This is a genomic window from Streptomyces sp. JH002, from assembly GCF_050916115.1.
Taxonomy (GTDB): domain Bacteria; phylum Actinomycetota; class Actinomycetes; order Streptomycetales; family Streptomycetaceae; genus Streptomyces; species Streptomyces xiamenensis.
On sequence record NZ_CP087989.1, the window covers coordinates 4,804,245 to 4,823,239 of the forward strand.

At 72.9% G+C, this 18,995-nt stretch carries 23 protein-coding genes and 1 pseudogene; 9 read left to right on the plus strand and 15 right to left on the minus strand.

Annotated features, from left to right (window positions below; genetic code table 11):
* The first annotated feature begins 76 nt into the window (after positions 1-76).
* On the plus strand, positions 77-418 hold the full coding sequence (locus tag H7827_RS21985; protein ID WP_432747062.1) for a DUF5713 family protein: 342 nt from the start codon (positions 77-79) through the stop codon (positions 416-418).
* Positions 419-498: 80 nt separating this feature from the next.
* Here the strand turns inward: H7827_RS21985 and H7827_RS21990 are convergent, their stop codons facing one another.
* The gene (locus tag H7827_RS21990) at positions 499-1,107 is read right to left on the minus strand and encodes a TetR/AcrR family transcriptional regulator (RefSeq protein ID WP_432747063.1); all 609 of its coding nucleotides are present in this window, start codon (positions 1,105-1,107) and stop codon (positions 499-501) included.
* Between the two features lie 95 nt (positions 1,108-1,202).
* Between H7827_RS21990 and H7827_RS21995 the strand changes: the two genes are divergently transcribed.
* The gene (locus H7827_RS21995) at positions 1,203-1,952 is read left to right on the plus strand and encodes an SDR family NAD(P)-dependent oxidoreductase (protein ID WP_432747064.1); all 750 of its coding nucleotides are present in this window, start codon (positions 1,203-1,205) and stop codon (positions 1,950-1,952) included.
* A gap of 150 nt (positions 1,953-2,102) precedes the next feature.
* Here H7827_RS21995 and H7827_RS22000 read toward each other — a convergent pair whose 3' ends face one another.
* The 5 genes and pseudogenes from H7827_RS22000 to H7827_RS22020 all read right to left on the minus strand — a co-directional run bounded on the left by H7827_RS22000 (position 2,103) and on the right by H7827_RS22020 (position 4,724).
* Positions 2,103-2,693, minus strand: a complete 591-nt coding sequence (locus H7827_RS22000; RefSeq protein WP_432747065.1) for a dienelactone hydrolase family protein — start codon at positions 2,691-2,693, stop codon at positions 2,103-2,105.
* Between the two features lie 52 nt (positions 2,694-2,745).
* Positions 2,746-2,895, minus strand: a pseudogene (locus H7827_RS22005) (SAM-dependent methyltransferase); the annotation flags it as partial.
* 6 nt (positions 2,896-2,901) lie between these two features.
* Complete coding sequence (locus H7827_RS22010) at positions 2,902-3,312, minus strand: lasso peptide biosynthesis B2 protein (RefSeq protein ID WP_432747066.1); 411 nt, start codon at positions 3,310-3,312, stop codon at positions 2,902-2,904.
* Positions 3,313-3,316: 4 nt separating this feature from the next.
* Complete coding sequence (locus H7827_RS22015; protein WP_432747067.1) at positions 3,317-3,595, minus strand: lasso peptide biosynthesis PqqD family chaperone; 279 nt, start codon at positions 3,593-3,595, stop codon at positions 3,317-3,319.
* A 226-nt stretch (positions 3,596-3,821) separates the two neighbouring features.
* The gene (locus tag H7827_RS22020; RefSeq protein WP_432747068.1) at positions 3,822-4,724 is read right to left on the minus strand and encodes a bifunctional helix-turn-helix transcriptional regulator/GNAT family N-acetyltransferase; all 903 of its coding nucleotides are present in this window, start codon (positions 4,722-4,724) and stop codon (positions 3,822-3,824) included.
* Between the two features lie 157 nt (positions 4,725-4,881).
* Between H7827_RS22020 and H7827_RS22025 the strand changes: the two genes are divergently transcribed.
* The 3 genes from H7827_RS22025 to H7827_RS22035 all read left to right on the plus strand — a co-directional run bounded on the left by H7827_RS22025 (position 4,882) and on the right by H7827_RS22035 (position 6,614).
* A complete protein-coding gene (locus tag H7827_RS22025) occupies positions 4,882-6,018 on the plus strand; it encodes a hypothetical protein (protein WP_432747069.1) in 1,137 nt (378 codons plus the stop codon).
* 111 nt (positions 6,019-6,129) lie between these two features.
* Positions 6,130-6,378, plus strand: coding sequence for a hypothetical protein (locus H7827_RS22030; RefSeq protein WP_432747070.1), 249 nt, complete (start codon positions 6,130-6,132; stop codon positions 6,376-6,378).
* Entirely contained in the window at positions 6,375-6,614 is a 240-nt protein-coding gene (locus H7827_RS22035) for a hypothetical protein (protein WP_030726286.1), read from the plus strand. The genes H7827_RS22030 and H7827_RS22035 overlap by 4 nt, the downstream gene beginning before the upstream one ends.
* 173 nt (positions 6,615-6,787) lie before the next feature.
* On the opposite strand, the gene H7827_RS22040 is transcribed toward H7827_RS22035, so the two are convergent.
* Positions 6,788-7,399 (minus strand): ABATE domain-containing protein, encoded by a 612-nt coding sequence (locus H7827_RS22040; protein ID WP_432747071.1) that lies wholly within the window; start codon positions 7,397-7,399, stop codon positions 6,788-6,790.
* 98 nt (positions 7,400-7,497) lie between these two features.
* Between H7827_RS22040 and H7827_RS22045 the strand changes: the two genes are divergently transcribed.
* Together H7827_RS22045 and H7827_RS22050 are read left to right on the plus strand one after the other, a co-directional pair.
* Positions 7,498-8,214: a metallophosphoesterase gene (locus H7827_RS22045; protein WP_432748025.1), complete on the plus strand. Its 717-nt coding sequence runs from the start codon at positions 7,498-7,500 to the stop codon at positions 8,212-8,214.
* A complete protein-coding gene (locus H7827_RS22050; protein WP_432747072.1) occupies positions 8,211-8,813 on the plus strand; it encodes a LysE family translocator in 603 nt (200 codons plus the stop codon). The genes H7827_RS22045 and H7827_RS22050 overlap by 4 nt, the downstream gene beginning before the upstream one ends.
* A gap of 144 nt (positions 8,814-8,957) precedes the next feature.
* Here H7827_RS22050 and H7827_RS22055 read toward each other — a convergent pair whose 3' ends face one another.
* The 5 genes from H7827_RS22055 to H7827_RS22075 form a co-directional block, all read right to left on the minus strand.
* Positions 8,958-10,226 (minus strand): beta-ketoacyl-[acyl-carrier-protein] synthase family protein, encoded by a 1,269-nt coding sequence (locus H7827_RS22055; protein ID WP_432747073.1) that lies wholly within the window; start codon positions 10,224-10,226, stop codon positions 8,958-8,960.
* An 82-nt stretch (positions 10,227-10,308) separates the two neighbouring features.
* Positions 10,309-10,557, minus strand: a complete 249-nt coding sequence (locus H7827_RS22060) for an acyl carrier protein (RefSeq protein ID WP_030726299.1) — start codon at positions 10,555-10,557, stop codon at positions 10,309-10,311.
* A gap of 85 nt (positions 10,558-10,642) precedes the next feature.
* Entirely contained in the window at positions 10,643-11,677 is a 1,035-nt protein-coding gene (locus tag H7827_RS22065) for a ketoacyl-ACP synthase III (protein WP_386536580.1), read from the minus strand.
* A gap of 21 nt (positions 11,678-11,698) precedes the next feature.
* Positions 11,699-12,670 carry an ACP S-malonyltransferase gene (locus H7827_RS22070; protein ID WP_432747074.1) on the minus strand — a complete coding sequence of 324 codons (972 nt, stop codon included), beginning with the start codon at positions 12,668-12,670 and terminating at the stop codon, positions 11,699-11,701.
* A 112-nt stretch (positions 12,671-12,782) separates the two neighbouring features.
* Complete coding sequence (locus H7827_RS22075) at positions 12,783-13,979, minus strand: PucR family transcriptional regulator (protein WP_386536574.1); 1,197 nt, start codon at positions 13,977-13,979, stop codon at positions 12,783-12,785.
* 54 nt (positions 13,980-14,033) lie between these two features.
* Here H7827_RS22075 and H7827_RS22080 point away from each other — a divergent pair, with 54 nt between their 5' ends.
* Complete coding sequence (locus H7827_RS22080) at positions 14,034-14,705, plus strand: pirin family protein (protein ID WP_432747075.1); 672 nt, start codon at positions 14,034-14,036, stop codon at positions 14,703-14,705.
* Between the two features lie 45 nt (positions 14,706-14,750).
* On the opposite strand, the gene H7827_RS22085 is transcribed toward H7827_RS22080, so the two are convergent.
* Complete coding sequence (locus tag H7827_RS22085; RefSeq protein ID WP_432747076.1) at positions 14,751-15,866, minus strand: acyltransferase; 1,116 nt, start codon at positions 15,864-15,866, stop codon at positions 14,751-14,753.
* Positions 15,863-16,507 carry a TetR/AcrR family transcriptional regulator gene (locus tag H7827_RS22090; RefSeq protein ID WP_432747077.1) on the minus strand — a complete coding sequence of 215 codons (645 nt, stop codon included), beginning with the start codon at positions 16,505-16,507 and terminating at the stop codon, positions 15,863-15,865. Before H7827_RS22090 ends, H7827_RS22085 begins: the two co-directional genes overlap by 4 nt.
* Positions 16,508-16,636: 129 nt before the next feature.
* Here H7827_RS22090 and H7827_RS22095 point away from each other — a divergent pair, with 129 nt between their 5' ends.
* Complete coding sequence (locus tag H7827_RS22095) at positions 16,637-18,061, plus strand: nucleobase:cation symporter-2 family protein (protein ID WP_432747078.1); 1,425 nt, start codon at positions 16,637-16,639, stop codon at positions 18,059-18,061.
* A 37-nt stretch (positions 18,062-18,098) separates the two neighbouring features.
* On the opposite strand, the gene H7827_RS22100 is transcribed toward H7827_RS22095, so the two are convergent.
* Positions 18,099-18,920 (minus strand): serine hydrolase domain-containing protein, encoded by an 822-nt coding sequence (locus tag H7827_RS22100; RefSeq protein WP_432748026.1) that lies wholly within the window; start codon positions 18,918-18,920, stop codon positions 18,099-18,101.
* Between the last annotated feature and the right edge of the window lie 75 nt (positions 18,921-18,995).

Here is an 18,995-nt window from a genome sequence, read left to right on the forward strand (position 1 = left end):
CGCGTCCCGGTGTGCGGGTCGCCTTCGCATCGGCGTCCCCGGGCCGTTGTCAGTGCCCGCGACCATACTCGGCGGCATGCCGATCACGAACCCCCAGGCCGGCGAGCGCCGGTTCCTCGAAGTTCTCTATGCCGATGACTACTTTCCCGATCAGGTCCTGGACCGGGGCCGGGCGATCCTGACGCGGTTGTGTGAACGGATCGAGGCCGAGCGGCCGGCCGACCTCGCCGCGCTGTACGTGCTGACCCACGCGGCCACCGTGGAGTTCAACGCCCTGGAGGCCGAGTTCGAGGCAGCCGGCAGTGAGATCGAGACGGTGGCGCGCGAGGAGATCGGCGGGGACATCTGGTTCGTCGCCCAGGCGTACGGCTTCGCCGACGCGGATGTGGAGGAGCTGATCGCCCCCCGCGAGTGGTGAGGGGCAACTCGGCGCCGGCCGCCGTGCGTCACGCGCCGTGAGTCACCCGGTGGGGGTGGCCGTTCCCGCCGCGGCCTTCGTCAGGCGGGCGGCCAGCCGCGCAGTGCCATGTCGGCCACGTGCTGGAGTTCGTCGCGGGTGGCGCCGCCGGCCGCCTGGACGGAGATGCCGTTGGCGAGCGTCATGAGGTAGCGGGCGAGCGCCCCGGGTTCGGTATCTGTGGGCAGATCACCCTCGTCGGCGGCCTGCCGGAAGCGGTCGCGCAGGTGATCGACGCCCGCGTTGCGCCAGTCCGCGAGCAGGTCGCGGCTGCTGACTCCGGCCTCCCCGGCGGCGAGCGCGCCCTGGACGCCGAGGCAGCCGGCGGGGCACCCGGGGCGGGTGCTGACCTCGACGGCGCCGTTCAGGAAGGCGGTGGCCACCCCCAGGGCGGTCGGCTCCCGCAGGGCCCGTGCGACGTACGATGCGGGACCCTCGGAGTAGCGGTCCAGGGCCTTGCGGAACAGTTCCTCCTTGTTGCCGAAGGCCGCGTACATGCTGGTGCGGTTGATGCCCATGGCCTCGGTCAGGTCGGCGAGGCTGGCGCCCTCGTAGCCCTGTTCCCAGAAGACCCGCATGGCCCGTTCCAGGGCCTCGTCCGCGTCGAACCCCCGCGGACGGCCGAGACGGCCCTTCTGTCGCGCATCCATGCGGCCCAGTCTACCTCTTCTGTACCGATCGGTTCAGAGGTGCTACGTTTCCTTTTACGTACCGATCGGTGCGGAACTCTGTGGAGGGCAGTCGCATGGGGCAACTCGAAGGCAAGACCGCTGTCATCACCGGCGGTCACACGGGGATCGGCCTCGCCAGCGCCGTACGCATGGCGGCCGAGGGCGCGCACGTGTTCATCTTCGGAAGGCGCAAGACCGAACTCGACGCGGCGGTGGAGACCATCGGCGCTCCGTCGGTGACCGCCGTGCAGGGTGACATCACGAACCTGGCCGACCTCGACCGGCTCTACGAGGCGGTCCGCGCCCGGGGCCGCGGCCTGGACGTGGTCTTCGCGAACTCGGCCGCGGCCTTGTTCTCGACGCTGGAGCACACCACCGAGGAGCAGGTCGAACGGATCCTCGCCGTCAACGTGCGGGGCACCCTGTTCACCGTCCAGAAGGCGTTGCCGCTGCTCAACGACGGCGCCTCGGTGATCCTCAACGCCTCCACCGCCGCCGACAACGGCACCGAGGCGTTCGGCCTCTACGCGGCGTCCAAGGCCGCCGTCCGGTCCTTCGCCCGGACCTGGGCCAACGAACTGAAGGGCCGGGGCATCCGGGTCAACGCCGTCTCGCCCGGCCCGATCGACACGACCGGGATCAGGGATCTCTTCGGCGAGGAGCAGTTGCCCGCCGTCCGGGAGAACCTCGCCGCGGACACCGCGATCGGGCGGATGGGGCGCCCGGAGGAGGTCGCGGGCGTCGTGGTGTTCCTCGCCTCCGACGAGAGCGGCTTCATGCTCGGCGCCAACGTGTACGTCGACGGCGGCGAGAACCAGATCTGAGGCGGGGCGGCAGGAGGGCGCCATCGCTTCTCGCGGTGGGCCTCCCGCCGGCGTCCGGCACCCGGCCCGGACGAGGAGGTCATGTGCGGCCCGTCGTTGACGGCCACGACGGGGCCGGCGCGGGGCAGTGGGCCGCGCCGTGCCCGGTGGCTACGGCGCGGTGCCCCGGGAGGCGAGGCCGTGATCGAGGAAGTCGAGTACCCGGCGCCAGGTCAGCTCGGCGGCCTCCGGGTCGTGGTCCTCGCCCGCTTGGTCGATGTAGAAGTGGCCGGCCCCTGGATAGCGGAAGATCTCCAGCTCGACGCCTTGTTCCCGCGCCGCACGGTGGAGCGCGGCGACGTTCTCCGGCGGCACGAAGTCGTCCGGTTCGGCCGCGTGCAACTGCACCCGCGTGCCCGGCGGGACGGACGCGGGAAGCTCGGCGGTGGCGTGCAGGAGAAGGGCAGCAGCGGCAGCGGTGCGCTCGGGCCACAGCTCGGTGACGACACCGGTCCCCATGGAGACACCGGCGAGCACGGTCTCCTCCGGCATGTCCCGCAGCGCCTGACGGGCTCGGTGGACCGCCGTCGCCCAGCCGACCCGGTCGAGCAGCTGAAACCCCTCGTCGAGGGTGGTCGCGGTCGCGCCGCCGAACAGGTCGGGTGTGATGACCTGGTGTCCGGCGGCACGCAACCGCTCGGCGGCGAGACGTTCGGCGGGACGCAGGCCGAGGATCGAGTGGAACAGCGCGATGTGAGCCATCACGTCATCCTGCCGTACTCGCGCCGGCCGGCGGCGGGATCGCGGGGGAGCGTCAACTGCCCGCCCGGTACAGGGAGACATGGGAACGGGAGTCGGCGGTGAACTCGGCGCCGAGCCGGTCGGCGTGCCGGGACTCCGGGGACAGGCCCGCCAGTTGAGCCATGCGATCGAGTTCGGCGGGCCCGGCGTACCGGCGCGGCGTCGGCCGTCACGGTCCGCGCGGCAGCGGCGGAACGGTGATGACGGGGGTGTAGCCCGTGTCGTGCGGGGGTTCGCCGATCGGGGCGCCGTCGACGGCCACCCAGGCGTGGGCGCCGAACGGTTCCGTGCGCACCCCCGTGCACCAGGTGGGCCACACTCCGCGCGCCCGGCACAGCAGCGTGGTGGCGAGCGAGCGCGGCAGACAGCTGCGGGCGGCGGCGCAGCGGGCGCTCGCCGTGATCACCGCGTGCCGGGCCGCTGCCACCTGCTCCGCCGTGGCCGGCCGCGCGCCCCTGCGGAGCAGCTCCAGGACGCGGCGGATGCGGTACGGCCCGGCCCGCGCCAGAGGCCGGGCGGCGACCGCGCACAGCAGGGCCAGGGCGCGGTGGGGCGGGCCGGGGCGGCCGTTCTCGGTCATGGCCTCAGCTCGCCAGCAGTTTCTTCTCCCGCAGGGTGGCGAGCAGATCGGCCACGTCCGCCTCCGCGTGGACGGCGCCGGGGTGTTCGCGGGCCAGGGCCGCGGCGGCCTGCTCGGGGGTGGCGCCGTCGAGGAGATGGCGCAGCACAAGGGTGCCGGTGGGGTTGATCTGCCAGTATTTCCCGGCGCGTTCGTCGAGCAGGACCATGGTGTCGCCGGTGGTCGCCGGGGTGATGCCCGGACGCAGGGCGATGGAGGCGGGTGCGGGTGCGGGTGCGGTCATGGGCTCTCTCCGTTCGGGGCTGCCCGGCCGCCGGGCGGCCCCGTCACGGCGGAGGCTCTCCGCGGCGGCCGGGCGGCAACCGGCGAAGCGGCCAAACCGCTCCAACGGGCGAACCCTTCGCATCACCGTCGCCGAGCGCGGCCGGTACGCGACGGGCGCTCCCCGTGAGCCCTCGCTGCCGCCCGGCGGCTCCGGGCCCGGAACGAGAGGCCGCGGCGGGGAGGCGTCAGACCGGATCGCCCGCGGTGATGCGCTTCTCGAACCAGTGGTGGGCGTACGGCTCGGTGTTGAAGGCGGGGACCTCGGTGAAGCCGTACGCGTGGTAGAGCCGGATCGCCTCCGTCAGAACCTTGTTGGTGTCCAGCCGGAGGGTGTCGTAGCCGTGTCCGGCCGCGCGCGCCTCCAGTTCGGTGAGGAAGCGGCGGGCCAGCCCCAGGCCCCGGGTGGCGGGGGAGACCCACATGCGCTTGACCTCGGCGGGGGCGTCGGCCGGGAGCTTGAGGCCGGCGCAGCCGACGGGTTCGCCGTGCAGCCGGGCCACCAGGAACACGCCGCGCGGAGCGCGCAGTTCGCCCGCGTCGGGGAGCAGGCTGCGGGCGGGGTCGAAGCCGGTGTCCAGGCGTTCGCCCAGCTCGGCGAAGAAGGAACGCAGGCAGTGCTGGGCGTCGGGATGATCCGGGTCCACGGGGTCGAGGGAGACGGTTCCCGCGGTCAGCAGCCGTTCGGCCTCGGCCAGGGCGGAGACCAGTCGTGCGCGCTGGGAGGTGTTCAGGGGTTCGAGCAGCGAGCCGGCCATCTCGTCGCTGCGCCGGTCGAGTTCGTCCAGCTCGGTGCGGCCGGTGTCGGTGAGGCGTACGGTGCGGACCCGCTTGTCGGACGGCAGGGGTTCGACCGTCACCAGGCCCGCCGTCTCCAGCGCGCGCAGCAGCCGGCTGACGTAGCCCGAGTCGAGCCCGAGGCGCTCGCGCAGCCGCCGTACGTCCGCGCCGCGCTCGCCGATCTCCCACAGCAGCCGCGCCTCGCCGATGGGGCGGTCACGGCCCAGGTAGTGGTCGTGGAGCACGCCGACACGCTCGGTGATGGTCCGGTTGAACCGGCGGACTTGTTCGATCTGGGGCCTTTCCAACATCCTCTGACTTTAGTCAGACAATCCGCGTTCTGTCACATCGGGGCGCGTCCGGTGATCGCTTCGCTCCTCCGCACCCCAGCACAACCGCACAGGTTCCGCGCGGCGCGGGTGGCGAAGGCTCCGGCGGGTGGAGAAATAAGAGGTGCCCAGGAATGCCATGCGGTTCCGAACGACCGGTGCGGCAGTCGCCGCACTGCTGCTGGTGCTGACCCTGCCCGCTTCCCCGGCCTTCGCGGACGGCGCCGACGCCGGGGGCGGCGCCGGGCCGGACCTCCGGTGCGCGGCGACGCGCGGCGCCCTGCTCCGGATCACCCCGCTGGAGCGGTACGGCCGCGCCGAGGTGGCCGCCGTGCTGGAGACCGCGACGGGCGTGCCGGCGCAGGCCGGACTCGTCCGCTACGGGGCCGCGTTCCACCGGCTGACCTACCGCACACTCGCGCCGCACGGCGGCGCCCTCACCGACTCGGCACTGCTCGTCCTCCCCGTCCTGCCCGCCGGTGCCGATGCCACCCCGCTGCCCACCGTGTCCGGGGTTCCGGGCAGGAACGCCCGGAGCCACGACGCCTACTCCACCGGCGCGGACGGCTCCGTTGCCGACGCCCTGCTCTACGCGGCGGGCGGATTCGCGGTCGTCGCCTCCGAGGGCCCCCGGCCCGGCCCCCACCCCTCCCGGTACGCCGTCTCCGCCCGGTCCGCCGCCCTGGACTCCCTGCGCGCCGCCCGAACCGCCGCCGGGCGTCTGGGAGTACGGCTCAGCGGTGAGCTGTACATCACCGGCCTCCCGCAGGGCGGGCAGGCCGCCACAGCGGTGGGCCGGGCGCTGCGGAGGGAAGCGGTGGGCCCGTTCGGATGGCGGGCGGCGGCGCCGGTGGCCGGGCCGTACGACCTGAGGAGCGGGCACCTGCCCGCGCTGTCCGACGCGCACCGTGACGGACTTTCACAGGCGCGCTTCCTCACCTACCTCCGGGTCGCCCAGCACCGGCTGCTGCCGCCGCACGGGCACCCGGGGGAGGGGCCCCACCCTCCGTACGCCGCGCACGGGGAACGGCATGCCGGCGGAACGCACACCGGCGGCTGGGTCCGTGGCCACCTGCCGGAGACCGATGAGCAGTCGGCGGGCCGGTGGTACGCGCCACCGGGCGTTCCCACCGGAGGAGTTGACGGGGCGTGCGCCCGGGGGTCCGGCGCCCTGGTGCGGCTGCACGCGGCGGCGGGGGAGCGGGCGTGTGCGCACGGCGTCCCCTCGGCCCTGGGCGCCAACGGGGCGTGCGGGGCCTGGCGTACGTGGTGGTGAGGGCCGCCGCCCGTCGGGGGAGCGGTCAACTCGGTGCGCAGGGCCGGGTGATCGGCGCGAACCGGTGGTGCCCCGGGTTGTCCCGCGCGCCGGTGGCGCTACGCTGCCCGGGTGGCAGAACCGCTGAAGACCTGGGTCGGTGGCCGGGAGGTGGATGTTCCCAACAGCATCCCCGACATCAGAGCCGCCCTGCCCCCGCAACGACGGCCGGACTTCGACCTGGCCATCAACGAGGCGGGGGTGCACGAGATCCACGCCGTGATGCGGCACTGGATGCTGGAGGCGGTACCGGACCCGGCCGCCGACGCCACGATGGAGCGCCTGGCCCGGGAAGAGGCCGAGCGGCACGGCGCCGGGTGAGGCATCGCCTCGCCTACGCGCCGCCGGCCGACGACGGCTTGCGCAAGATGCCGCGACGGTCGGAGTTCGAGAGCGCGATGGCGACGACCATCGCCCGTGACCCGTACGGGCACGGCTCCACGGAGGTCGGCGGTGACCGGGACCGCCGCGACGCCACCGTGGCGGGGGCCATCGTGCGCTACGTGGTCTCGGCCACGGTCCTGACCGTCACCGTGGTCCGGCTGATCTCGCTCTGAGGCGGCTCGGGCCCCGTACGAGTGCGGCAGCCGGGCGAGTTGGCGTCCGGTCACGCGCGGCGGCTCCTCGGAGCGGCGGGCCCGCGCGGTGACCTCGGCGCCCTCCGGGGCGGCGATGACCGTGGTGGCCACCTCGCGGGCGTCCGGGGGCAGCTTCTCGCGGCCGCTGGAGGTCATCCGGAAGAACTGACCCGGCGCCGGTAATGGCGGGCGGCGCGGGCCCGGTCGGCGCAGGACGGCTTGCACCACTCCTGGCGGCCGTGGCTCTTGACGAAGTACCGCACGCACCGCGGGGCCGTGCAGGCGCGCAGCCGCTCCCGCTCGGGGCCGGTGAGGAAGGTGATCGTCGCGCGGGCCAGGGCGGCGAGCAGCCGGGCGTCCGGGCCGGCGGCCGAGGGCAGTACGGTCGCCGCCGGAATGCCCCCGGCCGGCCAGTCCAGTTGGGGGGCGACGGGCTCCAGCGCGGCGGCGGCGTTGAGCCGGGCCAGTGCCTCCTCGTGCGGCATGAGCCGGTGGGCGTCCGCCGGGCTGGCCGGGCCGGGGCTGACGGTACGGGCGAACAGGGCCCGTACCGCCGCCCGCAGGCCGGTGATCCGCAGCCGCAACTCCTCGCTCGCGCCGACGTCGTGGACGGGCAGCGCGGGCTTCCCGGCCGTCCCGCCCGCCGCGGGCAGCTCCGTCAGCCACCGTGCGAGCCCTTCGACGGTGGCCAGGTCGTCGCACACCCCGCCGGAGCCGTCGTGCCGGATCGTGCTCGCCAGGTCCAGGGCCGGCCAGCGTTCCATCGGGTCCCTCGCTCCGCTCCCTTGATGACATCGGTGCGCACAGTCTAAGGTCCTCACGGTAAATCGGAAAATTACCGTGAGAAAAGGAGGGCGCAGTGCTGCTGCTCGCCCAGATCAGTGATCTGCACCTGGACGGAACCGAGCGCGCGACCGAACGGGCCACCCGGGTCATGGAGCATCTGCGCGCCCTGCCCCGCCCCGTCGACGCGCTGCTGGTCACCGGCGACATCGCCGACCACGGAACGCCCGAGGAGTACGCGGAGGCGGCCCGGATCCTCAAGGCGCCGTTCCCGGTGCTGACCTGCCCCGGCAACCACGACGTCCGCGCCCCGTACGAGCGGGAATTGGGCCCCGGCAACCAGGTTCACCACATCGGGGAGGTCGCCGTCCTGATGTGTGATGTCACCCTTGAGGGTGAGGACGAGGGGCATCTGTCCCCGGAGACGGCCGCGTGGATCGACCGCACCCTCGGCGCTCTGGCGCCGGGCACCCGGGCGCTGATCGCCTTCCATCAGCCGCCCGTCGCGCTGCACCACCCGCTGCCGGACGCCCACCGGCTCACCAACCCCGGTGACCTCGCGGCCCTCCTCGACGCCCATCCCGAGGTCACCGCCGTCCTGACCGGGCACGCGCACACCGCCGCCGCCTCGGTCTTCGCCGGGCGCCCGCTCCTGGTGGCCCCGGCCGTCACCTGGACGCTGCGGATGCCCTGGGAGGGCGACCGCCCGGCCGACCGGGAGCAGCCGCCCGGGCTCGCCTACCACCTCCTCGACGACGAGGGGCGGCTGACCACGCACTTCCGCGTCATCCCGTGACGGGGTTCGCGCTGGCGATCCTCCCGCTGGTCATCACGCCCGGGGCCAGCCTGGCGCTGCTCATCCGGCACGTCACCGAGGGCGGCCGGCGGCGGGCGCTCCCGGTGATCCTCGGGACGGCCACCGGGCTGTACGTCCATGCCTCGCTCGCCGTGGCCGGTCTGGCGGCCCTGGTGATGCGCTCGGAGGCGGCGTTCACCGTGGTCAGGATCGCCGGCGCCTGCTACCTCGCCGGGCTGGGCGCGTGGACGTGGTGGTCGGCCACCCGCGCCGTGCCCGCTGCGCCCGGTGGCGGCCGGGTGCGGTGGAACTCCGCCTATCCGCAGGCGCTGTTCGCCAATCTCCTCAACCCCAAGGCGGCCTCGGTCTTCCTCACGCTGGTGCCGCAGTTCGTGACGACCGACCGACCGCTGGGGGGTCAGATCCTCGCGCTGGCCACCGTGCAGGTGGTGATGGTGGGCCTGTGGCTGCTGGGCTGGGCGCTGCTCATGCGGCGGGCCGCCCCCTATCTGGAGAGCGCGCGGGTACGCGGGGCGGTCGGCCGGGTCACCGGCGGGGTGCTCATCGTGCTCGGGGTGCGAGGGCTGGTCAGCTGGTGACCCGGGAGGAGTCGCGGCGCCCCCGGGAACATGACGCCCCGGAAGCGTGAAAGAAGGCCGCCCGCCCGGGAAACCCCGGGCGGGCGGCCTTCGTACGCCGTGCCCCGCGTCGCGTGTCCTGGACCCGCGAGCGAGGGCCGACGATCAGTTCGAGCGCAGTGCGAGCACCACGTTGTGGCCGCCGAAGCCGAACGAGTTGTTCAGCGCGGCGATCCGGCCCTGCGGCAGTTCCCGGGGGGCGCCGCGGACGATGTCGGCGTCCGCCACCTCCGGGTCCACCTCGTCCAGGTTGAGCGTGGCCGGAGCCAGCCGGTTGTGCAGCGCCAGGACGGTGGCCACCGTCTCCACGCCGCCCGCGCCGCCCAGCAGATGACCGGTCATCGACTTGGTGGCGGAGATCGCCACATGGTCGAGGTCGTCGCCCAGCACCTTGCGCATCGCGTTGATCTCCGCCACATCGCCCTGCGGCGTGGAGGTGGCGTGCGCGTTGACGTGGACCAGTTCCTTCGGGTCGAAGTCCGTGGTCTCCGCCAGGTGCTCAAGTGCGGCCGCAATGCCCCGCCCGGTCGGCTCGGGCTGCGCGATGTGGTGGCTGTCGGCCGACAGCCCCTGGCCGATGACCCGGCAGTAGATCCGGGCGCCGCGCCGCCGCGCGTGCTCCTCGGACTCCAGGACCACCACGCCCGAGCCCTCACCCATCACAAAGCCGTCGCGGCCCGTGTCGTACGGGCGCGAGGCGCCCTGCGGGTCGTCGTTGTTCTTGCTCATCGCCATCATGTTGGCGAACGCCGCGATCGGCAGCGGGTGGACACACGCCTCCGTACCGCCGGCGACCACCACATCGGCGCGCCCGCTGCGGATCATCTCCACCGCGTAGCCCACCGCCTCCGAGCCGGACGCGCAGGCGCTCACCGGCGCGTGCACCCCCGCCCGGGCGCCGATCTCCAGGCCGACATTCGCCGCCGGCGCGTTCGGCATGAGCATGGGCACGGTGTGCGGGGAGACCCGCCGCGCGCCCTTCTCCTTCAGCACGTCGTACTGGTCGAGCAGCGTCGTGATACCGCCGATGCCGGAGGCGACCACCGCGCCCAGCCGTTCCGGGATCACCTGGGACTCGTCCTCGCCGGCCTTGCCGGTGAAGCCCGCGTCCGCCCAGGCCTCGCGGGTCGCGACCACCGCGAACTGCGTGGAACGGTCCAGCTTGCGGGCCAGCGGGCGCGACAGCACCTCGGTGGGTTCCACCTTGATGGACGCCGCGAAGCGTACGGGCAGCTCGGCCGCCCACTCCTGCTCCAGGGGGCGCGCGCCGGACTGGCCGGCGAGCAGCGCCTCCCATGTTGACGCGCTGTCGCCACCCAGCGGTGTGGTTGCGCCGATGCCGGTGACAACCACCGTTCGATTGGTCGCGTTCACGGGACTTTCCTATCCGCTAGTAAGGGTTCAGAGGTACAGGGGTACCGCGCCACCGCTGGGTGGCGACATGCGCCGAATCAGGTCAGCTCTGGTGCGTGAGGATGTAGTTGGCGGCGTCACCAACGGTCTTCAGGCCCTTGACGTCGTCGTCCGGGATCTTGACGTCGAAGCGCTCTTCGGCGGCCACGACAACCTCGACCATGGACAGCGAGTCGACGTCGAGGTCGTCGGTGAACGACTTGTCCTCGAGCACGTCCTCCTCGGGGATCCCGGCGATCTCGTTCACGATCTCACCGAGACCAGCGATGATCTCTTCCTTGGTGGCAGCCATTGCCGCGCTCCTTCAGTGTGCTGCGGTGGGTACCGCATCTGGGTGATGAAACGGCCCGGCGCTCGCCGTGCCGACTCAGTTGTGCTTAGGGGAGAGTAACGACCGTCGCGGCGTACACGAGCCCCGCCCCGAAGCCGATGACGAGAGCGGTGTCCCCGCTCTTCGCCTGACCGGTCTCCAGCATCCGCTCCATCGCGAGCGGAATGGAGGCGGCCGAGGTGTTGCCGGTGGTTTCGATGTCGCGGGCGATCGCGACGTGCTCCGGCAGTTTCAAGGTCTTCACCATCGAGTCGATGATCCGCATGTTGGCCTGGTGCGGGATGAAGACGTCCAGGTCATCGGCGGTGATCCCGGCGGCGTCCAGCGCCTGCTGGGCCACCTTCGCCATCTCGAACACCGCCCAGCGGAAGACCGTCTGACCTTCCTGGCGCAGCGCGGGGAACTTCACCTCGCCCTGCGAGTCCACCGGCAGTTCGCTCAGGTCACCGATGCGGAACCGGTCCCACGGCACGGTCTGCGCGATGACGTCCGCCTTGTCGCCCTCCGAACCCCACACGGTGGGGCCCATCGCGGGCTCCTCGGAGGGGCCGAGCACGACCGCGCCCGCGCCGTCCCCGAACAGGAAGGCCGTCGAACGGTCCTCCTTGTCGGTGAGGTCGGACAGCCGCTCCACACCGATCACCACGACGTACCGCGCGCTGCCGGAGACGATCAGGCCCTTGCCGACCGCCAGGCCGTAGCCGAACCCGGCGCAGGCGGCGGAGATGTCGAACGCGGCGGCGTTGCCGGTGCCCAGCTTGTGGGCGATCTCGGTCGCCACGGAGGGGGTCTGCATGAAGTGGGTCACGGTGGCCACCACCACCGCGCCGACCTGGTCGGCGGTGATCCCGGCGTCCGCGATGGCCTTGCCCGCGGCGTCCAGCGACATCGAGGCGACCGTCTCGTCCTCGCCCGCCCAGTGCCGGGAGACGATGCCCGAACGCGAGCGGATCCACTCGTCGGAGGAGTCGATGTGCTTGAGGATCTCTTCGTTCGGTACGACGCGGGCCGGGCGGTAGCCGCCGACGCCGAGGATGCGCGCGTGCGGCGCGCCCGTGCCGGGACTGATGGTGGCGGTCATACTCGGTGGCTCCTCTTCGCCTTATTCGCTTGATGCGCCGGCGGCGGAGGCACCGGAACCGGTGCCGGCCGCGCCCGCGGCCGCGGCGAGCAGGTCGCGGGCCTCCGGCAGCTGCTCAGGGGTCTTGATCGCCAGCTGGGCGACACCCTTGAGGTTGCGCTTGGCCAGACCCGCGAGAGTGCCGCCGGGGCACAGCTCCACCAGCGCGGTCGCCTCCAGGCGCCGGAAGGTCTCGGTGCACAGGTCCCAGCGAACCGGGCTGGAGACCTGCGCGACCAGGCGGTGCACGATCTCCTTGCCGCTGGTAACGACCTCACCGTCGGCATTCGACACGTACTGGATCCCCGGGGCCGGGTCGGCGACGCTGACGTCCCGGGCCGCCTCGTCCATGGCGGCCACGGCGGACGCCATGTGCTCGGTGTGGAAGGCCCCGGCCACCTTCAGGGGGATGACCCGCGCCTTCGCCGGCTTGTCGGCGGCCAGCGCCGCCAACTGCTCCAGGGTACCGGCGGCCACGATCTGGCCGCCGCCGTTGTTGTTGGCCGGGGTCAGGCCGAGCGCGTCCAGCTTCGCCGCGACCTCCTCCGGGTCGCCGCCGAGCACGGCCGACATCCCGGTCTCGGTGACGGCCGCCGCCTCGGCCATCGCCAGACCGCGCTTGCGGACCAGCGTCATGGCCTCCTCGTCGCTCAGCACCCCGGCGATCGCCGCGGCCGCCAGCTCACCGACGCTGTGGCCGGCCGTGACACCGGTGTACGGGGTGTCCCCCAGCAGTGCGCGGGCGGACAGCAGGGAGCCGGCGACCAGCAGCGGCTGAGCCACCGCCGTGTCGCGGATCTCGTCCGCGTCCGCGTCCGTGCCGTAGTGGACCAGGTCGAGGCCGATGGCGTCCGACCAGGCCGTCAGCCGGTCGGCGGCACCGGGGACGTCGAGCCAGGGGCGCAAGAAGCCGGGCGCCTGTGCGCCTTGGCCGGGAGCTACGAGTACGAACACCCTCACACTCTCTCTTGGCCAAGGGTCTCCCCGCCGGTGGGGACGGGGACGAAGAACGGCTGATCGAGTTGTGAGGACCCCACAAGGTAAGGGGTGGGCCTCACCCGACCGGTCACACCCGGTGCTCCCCATCGGCGAGCCGTCCGAGCATCAGGGCGATGCGCAGCGTAAAGGCCGATCGGACATCGGACGGCGGCCAGCCGGTGACGTCGGTCACACGTCGCAGGCGGTAGCGGACGGTGTTGGGGTGAACAAAGAGCATTCTGGCCGCACCCTCCAGCGAGCTGGCCTGCTCCAGATACACGCTCAGCGTCTCCAGCAGCGCGGCCCCCGACTGCTGGAGCGGTCTGTAGATCTCCTCCACCAGAAGCGTCCTGGCCACCGGATCGCCCGCCATGGCGCGCTCCGGCAGCAGATCGTCTGCCAGGACGGGGCGCGGGGCGTCCGGCCAGGCGGCGCACGCCCGGAGCCCGGCGGCGGCGGCCTGCGCGGAGCGGGTGGCCGCCCGCAGGTCCCCGACCACCGGACCGGCCACCACCGGGCCCGAGGCGAAGGGGCCGATCAGCGACTTCGCGGCGGCCAGCGGATCGTCGCTGCCGCCGGTGATGACCACCAGGCGCTTGCCCAGCACCCCGGTCAGCACCTGGAGCTTGGCATAGCGGGCGGCCCGCCGGATCGCCTCCACCGTCAGTTCGCTGTCCCCGTTGGGCGCGCTGCCCAGCAGCACCGTCACATGGTCGGGCGAGGACCAGCCCAGCGCCGCCGCCCGGGAAAGATCACCCTCATCGGCTTCCCCGGACACCACGGCGTTGACGACCAGGGATTCGAGCCGGGCGTCCCAGGCGCCGCGCGCCTCCGCGGCCTGCGCGTACACCTGGGCGGTGGCGAAGGCGATCTCCCGGGCGTAGACCAGCAGGGCGCTCCGCAGCACCTCTTCCTGGCCGGGGGCGGCGATCTCGTCGACGGCGGTCTCGACCACCTCGATGGTGGTGCGGACCATCTCGACGGTCTGCCGCAGCGTGATCGCCCGGGTCAGCTCGCGCGGCGCGGTGCCGAACACGTCCGTGCTGATGGCCTGCGGGGTCTCGGGATGCCGGAACCACTCCGTGAACGCCGCGATACCGGCCTGGGCGACCAGGCCGATCCAGGACCGGTTCTCCGGCGGCATCGCGCGGTACCAGGGAAGCTGCTGATCCATCCTGGTGATCGCGGCCGCCGCCAGCTTCCCGGAGGATTGTTCGAGGCGGCGGACGGTAGCGGCATGCGGGTGACTCTGATCGGCATCGGGCACGGGTCCAGCCTGCCTCATCCGGCGGGCGCTCATTCCCGGCGGGGGTCCGCGGGCGGTGGATACGGTGGGCCCATGCGTGACGAACGGGTGCGAGTGCAGCGCGGTGCCGACCGCCACCGGGGCGGGGAACCGGGGGAGGGGATCGACAGCCGGTACGCGTTCTCCTTCGGCGGCCACTACGACCCGGACAACGTACGGTTCGGGCCGCTGCTCGCCTGCAACGAGGAGCGGCTGGCGCCCGGCAGCGGCTTCGGCGAGCACCCGCACCGGGACGTGGAACTGGTGAGCTGGGTACTGGCGGGCACGCTGACGCACCAGGACGCGGACGGCCGGACGGTCACGCTGGGCCCGGGGGACCTCCAGCACCAGTCGGCGGGCGCCGGCATCCGCCACGCCGAGCGCAACGGGGGCCCGGAGCCGCTGCGTTTCCTGCAGATGTGGCTGGAACCCGGCACGGCGGGCGGCGAGCCCCGGTACACGGTGCTGCGGTCGGTGCCGCCCGACGAGCCGTACGAGGTGCCGGTTGCCGGTGCCCGGCTGCGGGTGTGCCGCCCGGCGGCGGGCGCGAGGCTCGCCCTGGCGCCGGCGCCCCGGGTGTATCTGGTGGTGACGGCGGGGTCGGTACGGCTGGGCGACACCGTGTGCGAGGCGTCCGACGCGGCCCGGATCACGGACGCCGCCGGGCTGACGGCGGAGGCGGGGCCGGCGGGGGCCGAGGTGCTGATCTGGGAGTTCGACGCCTGACCCGTGGTGCCCGCCCCGGATGACCGGGGCCGGCCCCCGGCCCGGTCACCGCCCCACGGGCGCCGTCTCCTCGGTGATCCCCGGCACCGGGCGCGGAGCGGCCGCGGACAGGCCGAAGACGGTACGCAGACCCCAGGTGCGCCGGATGATCTCGTAGGACAGCACGCTCAGCACGAAGGACCCGATCATGATGACGGGGAAGACGACGGCGATCCGGTCGCTCTCCCGCAGGGCGTAGTAGGCGATCACGATCAGGAACGTCTGGTGCAGGATGTAGACCGGGAAGGCCGCCGGGCTGAACCAGCGCATGAAGGACGAGGGCCGGTCCAGGTAGCGCTGTCCGTAGCCGAGCAGGGCCAGCAGGGCCGCGACGCACACCGGCTGCTGCCAGGCGGTGAACACGGCGTCCTGCGGACCGTCGGTGAGGGACCGCTGGACCACGATGGCGACCGCGCCCGGCACCGCCAGCGCCAGATAGCCGGCCCTGGCCCGCTGGATCGCGGCGAGCGTGGCGTCGTTTCCGGCGAGCAGAAAGCCGAGGAACACGTATCCCGCGTACACGAAGATGTTCTCGCCGCTGGCCTCGGGCAGCAGCGACAGCAGCGCCATGACGACCGCCGGGACCAGCAGGACGAGGAAGGGCCGCCCCGGCCGCCCTGGCCGCTCTCCGCGTCGCAGCACCCCGAGCATCGGGGGCAGCAGGGCGAGGGAGATGACGAAGAGGAAGAGGATGAACCACAGGTGTGCCGGTGATATCCCGGTGAGCACCGTCCACTCGGAGAAGTCGGTGAAGTAGGTCCGCAGGAAATCCGGGTAACCGCCGCGGTAGCCGTCGTGGAATCTCATGGCGTAGTACGCCTGGGGCGGGACGACGACGAGGCAGCCGAAGCCGAACGGGATCAGCAGCCGCCGGTAACGCTCCTTCAGATAGTGCCGGGCGGGGCGCTTGAGCAGCGCGTAGCGGCTGGACATGCCGGCCAGCAGGAAGAGCAGCGGCATGAACCAGAAGGAGGTCAGGCCGATGAGGGCGGAGGAGAAGGTGTCCTCCGGGCCTTTGACGTAGAACTCCGGATCGTCGTTGAAGATCCTGGCGGTGTGGAACGGGAACAGGAGCAGGATCCCCAGGTTCCGCAGCCAGTCGATGTACTCCTTGCGCTTCACGACGGTTGCTCACCGCCGGCGAGCCAGCCCAGTACGGCGGCCAGGGCGGCTTCGGCGGTGTCGGCGCCGACACCCTCGGGGTCGGCGAGATGTTCCATCGACAGGCCGTTGGTGAGGCAGTGCAGGATCAGCCCGGCCAGTTCCGGGCCGACGGGCGGTGGGGCGGCGGCGGGGGCGGTGGCGGCGCGCACGGCGTCGGCCGCGGCGGCGCGCTGGGCCCGGCGCATGGGGGTGATGACCGCCCTGGTCTCCTCGTCGCGGGCGGCGCGGGCGGTGAATTCGAGGCCGAGCTGTCCGCGTGCGGTGTCCTCGGTGATCCGCCGGGCGACGAGCCGCGCGGCCCGGTCGATGAGTTCTTCCCTGTCGGCGGCCGGGTCGAGGCCGTCCATCACGGCGGCTGCCTCGGCGGCGGCGCGTTCGTCGAGGAGGGCGCCGAACAGGGCGCGTTTGCTGCCGAAATTGGAGTAGACGGCCCCCTTGGTGAAGCCGGCGGTGTGGGCGATGTCCTCCAGCTTGCTCTCGGCGTACCCGCGTTCGGCGAACACCTGGGCCGCGGCGGTGAGCAGCCTGCGGCGTACTTCCTCGCGGGGGAGGCGGGGGACCGGCTCGGACGGCCGGCTGCGACGTTCGGTGTCGGACATGTGCGGAGCGTAGCATTCTCACGGGTATTGAATACCCGTGGGTATCGTAATTCTGAAGAGGTGACGGAGGTCACACGGCGGTAATCTCGGTGATATCAACAGATTGTTTAAGGCGCCTACGGTCCAGCTATGGCCAGAGCTTGGGAGAAAGATCAGGTCCATCCCGTCGACGAGGTCCCGCGCCCCACCCGCCTGGTGGCGTTCGGACTGCAACACGTGCTCGCCATGTACGCGGGCGCCGTGGCCGTTCCGCTGATCGTCGGCGGGGCCCTGGGGCTCTCACCCGCCGAGCTGGCGTACCTCATCACCGCCGACCTGCTGATCTGCGGTGTCGCCACCCTCGTCCAGTGCGTCGGCTGGTGGCGGTTCGGGGCCCGGCTGCCCATCATGCAGGGCTGCACGTTCGCCGCCGTCACCCCGATGGTGCTCATCGGCCAGGACGGCGGACTGCCCGCCATCTACGGCTCGGTGATCGTGTGCGGCATCGCCATCATGCTGCTCGCACCGGTCTTCGGCCGGCTGCTGCGGTTCTTCCCGCCCCTGGTGACCGGGACGGTCATCCTCATCATCGGGCTCAGCCTGCTGCCCGTGGCCGGGAACTGGGCGGCCGGCGGCGCCGGGGCCGAGGACTTCGGCGACCCGCGCCATCTGGGCCTGGCCGGCGGCGTCCTGGCGGTGACGCTGCTCCTGCAGCGGTTCGGCCCCGGGCTGCTGGGCCGGGTCGCCGTGCTGGGCGGCATCGCCGTGGGCATGGCCGTCGCCGTGCCGTTCGGCCTCGCCGACTTCTCCGGGGTCGGGGAGGCCGACTGGCTCGGGGTCAGCACCCCGTTCCACTTCGGCGCCCCCGAGTTCCAGCTGGCCGCCATCGTCTCCATGCTGGTGGTCGCCCTGGTGACCATGACCGAGACCACCGGCGACCTGATCGCCGTCGGCGAGCTGACGGACCGCAGGCCCGACCCGCGCCGGCTGGCCGACGGGCTGCGGGCCGACGGCCTGTCCACCGTGCTCGGCGGCGTCTTCAACACCTTCCCCTACACCGCCTACGCCCAGAACGTGGGTCTGGTCGCGCTCACCCGCGTCCGCAGCCGCTGGGTGGTCGCGGCGGCCGGCGCCATGCTGGTGGTGCTCGGGCTGCTGCCCAAACTGGGCGCCGTCGTCGCCGCCATCCCGGCGCCGGTGCTGGGCGGCGCGGGCCTGGTGATGTTCGGGACGGTCGCGGCGAGCGGACTGCGCACCCTGGCGGGCGTCGACTTCGGCGGGGAACGCGGCGGGCACGCGCTGACCGTCGTCGCCGTCTCGGTGGCCGTCGGCCTGCTGCCGGTCGGGGTGCCCGGCGTCTACGACGGGTTCCCGCACTGGTTCCAGACCATCATGGACAGCGGCATCAGCGCCGGATGCCTCACGGCGATCGTGCTCAACCTGCTGTTCCTGCACGGCCGGCAGCCACAGCCGGCCGAAGCGCCGCCGCCGACCGGGACCGTACCCGCGTCCGGCACCGTGCCGACGCCCCCGCCCGACGACGCCGCGACGGCTCCACGCGGCCCCGCGGCCTAAGAAGCTCTCCTCCCGGGGCCGCCCGGCGGGGCCCCGCTCAGCGCGAAGCGCCCAGCTCCGCCAGCACCGCGTCCGTGAACGGCGGCCACGCCTGGGCCGCCCACGGGCCGAACGCCCGGTCCGTCAGCGCCACACACGCCGCGCCCGCCTCCGGGTCCACCCACAGGAAGGTGCCCGACTGGCCGAAGTGCCCGAAGGTGCGCGGCGAGGACGCCGCCCCCGTCCAGTGCGGGCTCTTGTGGTCGCGGAGGGAGAAACCGAGCCCCCAGTCGTTGGGCTTCTGGTGCCCATAACCGGGCAGCACCCCGTTCAGCCCCGGGAACACCACCGAGGTCGCCTCGTCCAGGGTCTCGCGCGCCAGCAGCCGCGGCGCCTGCAACTCGGCCGCGAACGCCGCCAGATCGGTCACCGTCGAGACACCGTCCTTGGCCGGCGAGCCCGCCAGCTCCGTCGCCGCCATCCCCAGCGGCTCCAGCACCGCCTCGCGCAGATAGTCCGCGAACGGCATCCCCGTCGCCTTGGTGAGATGCTCGCCCAGCACCTCGAACCCGGCGTTCGAGTACAGCCGCCGGGTGCCCGGCTCCGCCATCACCCGGTGCTCGTCGAACGCGAGACCCGAGGTGTGCGCCAGCAGATGCCGCACGGTCGACCCGGGCGGACCGGCCGGCTCGTCCAGCTCCGTCGCGCCCTCCTCGACCGCCACCAGCACCGCGTACGCCGCCAGCGGCTTGGTCACCGACGCCAGCGCGAACCGCTGCCCGGCCGGGCCGCGCACCCCCGCCAGCCGCCCGTCCGCCAGCACCACGGCCGCCGCCGCTGACGGCACCGGCCAGCTGTCGATGATCTCCAGACTCCGCAGATTCGGCATGACCCCGACCCTAACGCGCCGCCCCGCGGCACCCGCCCGGTGGCCTCGGTGGCCCCGGTGGCCCTT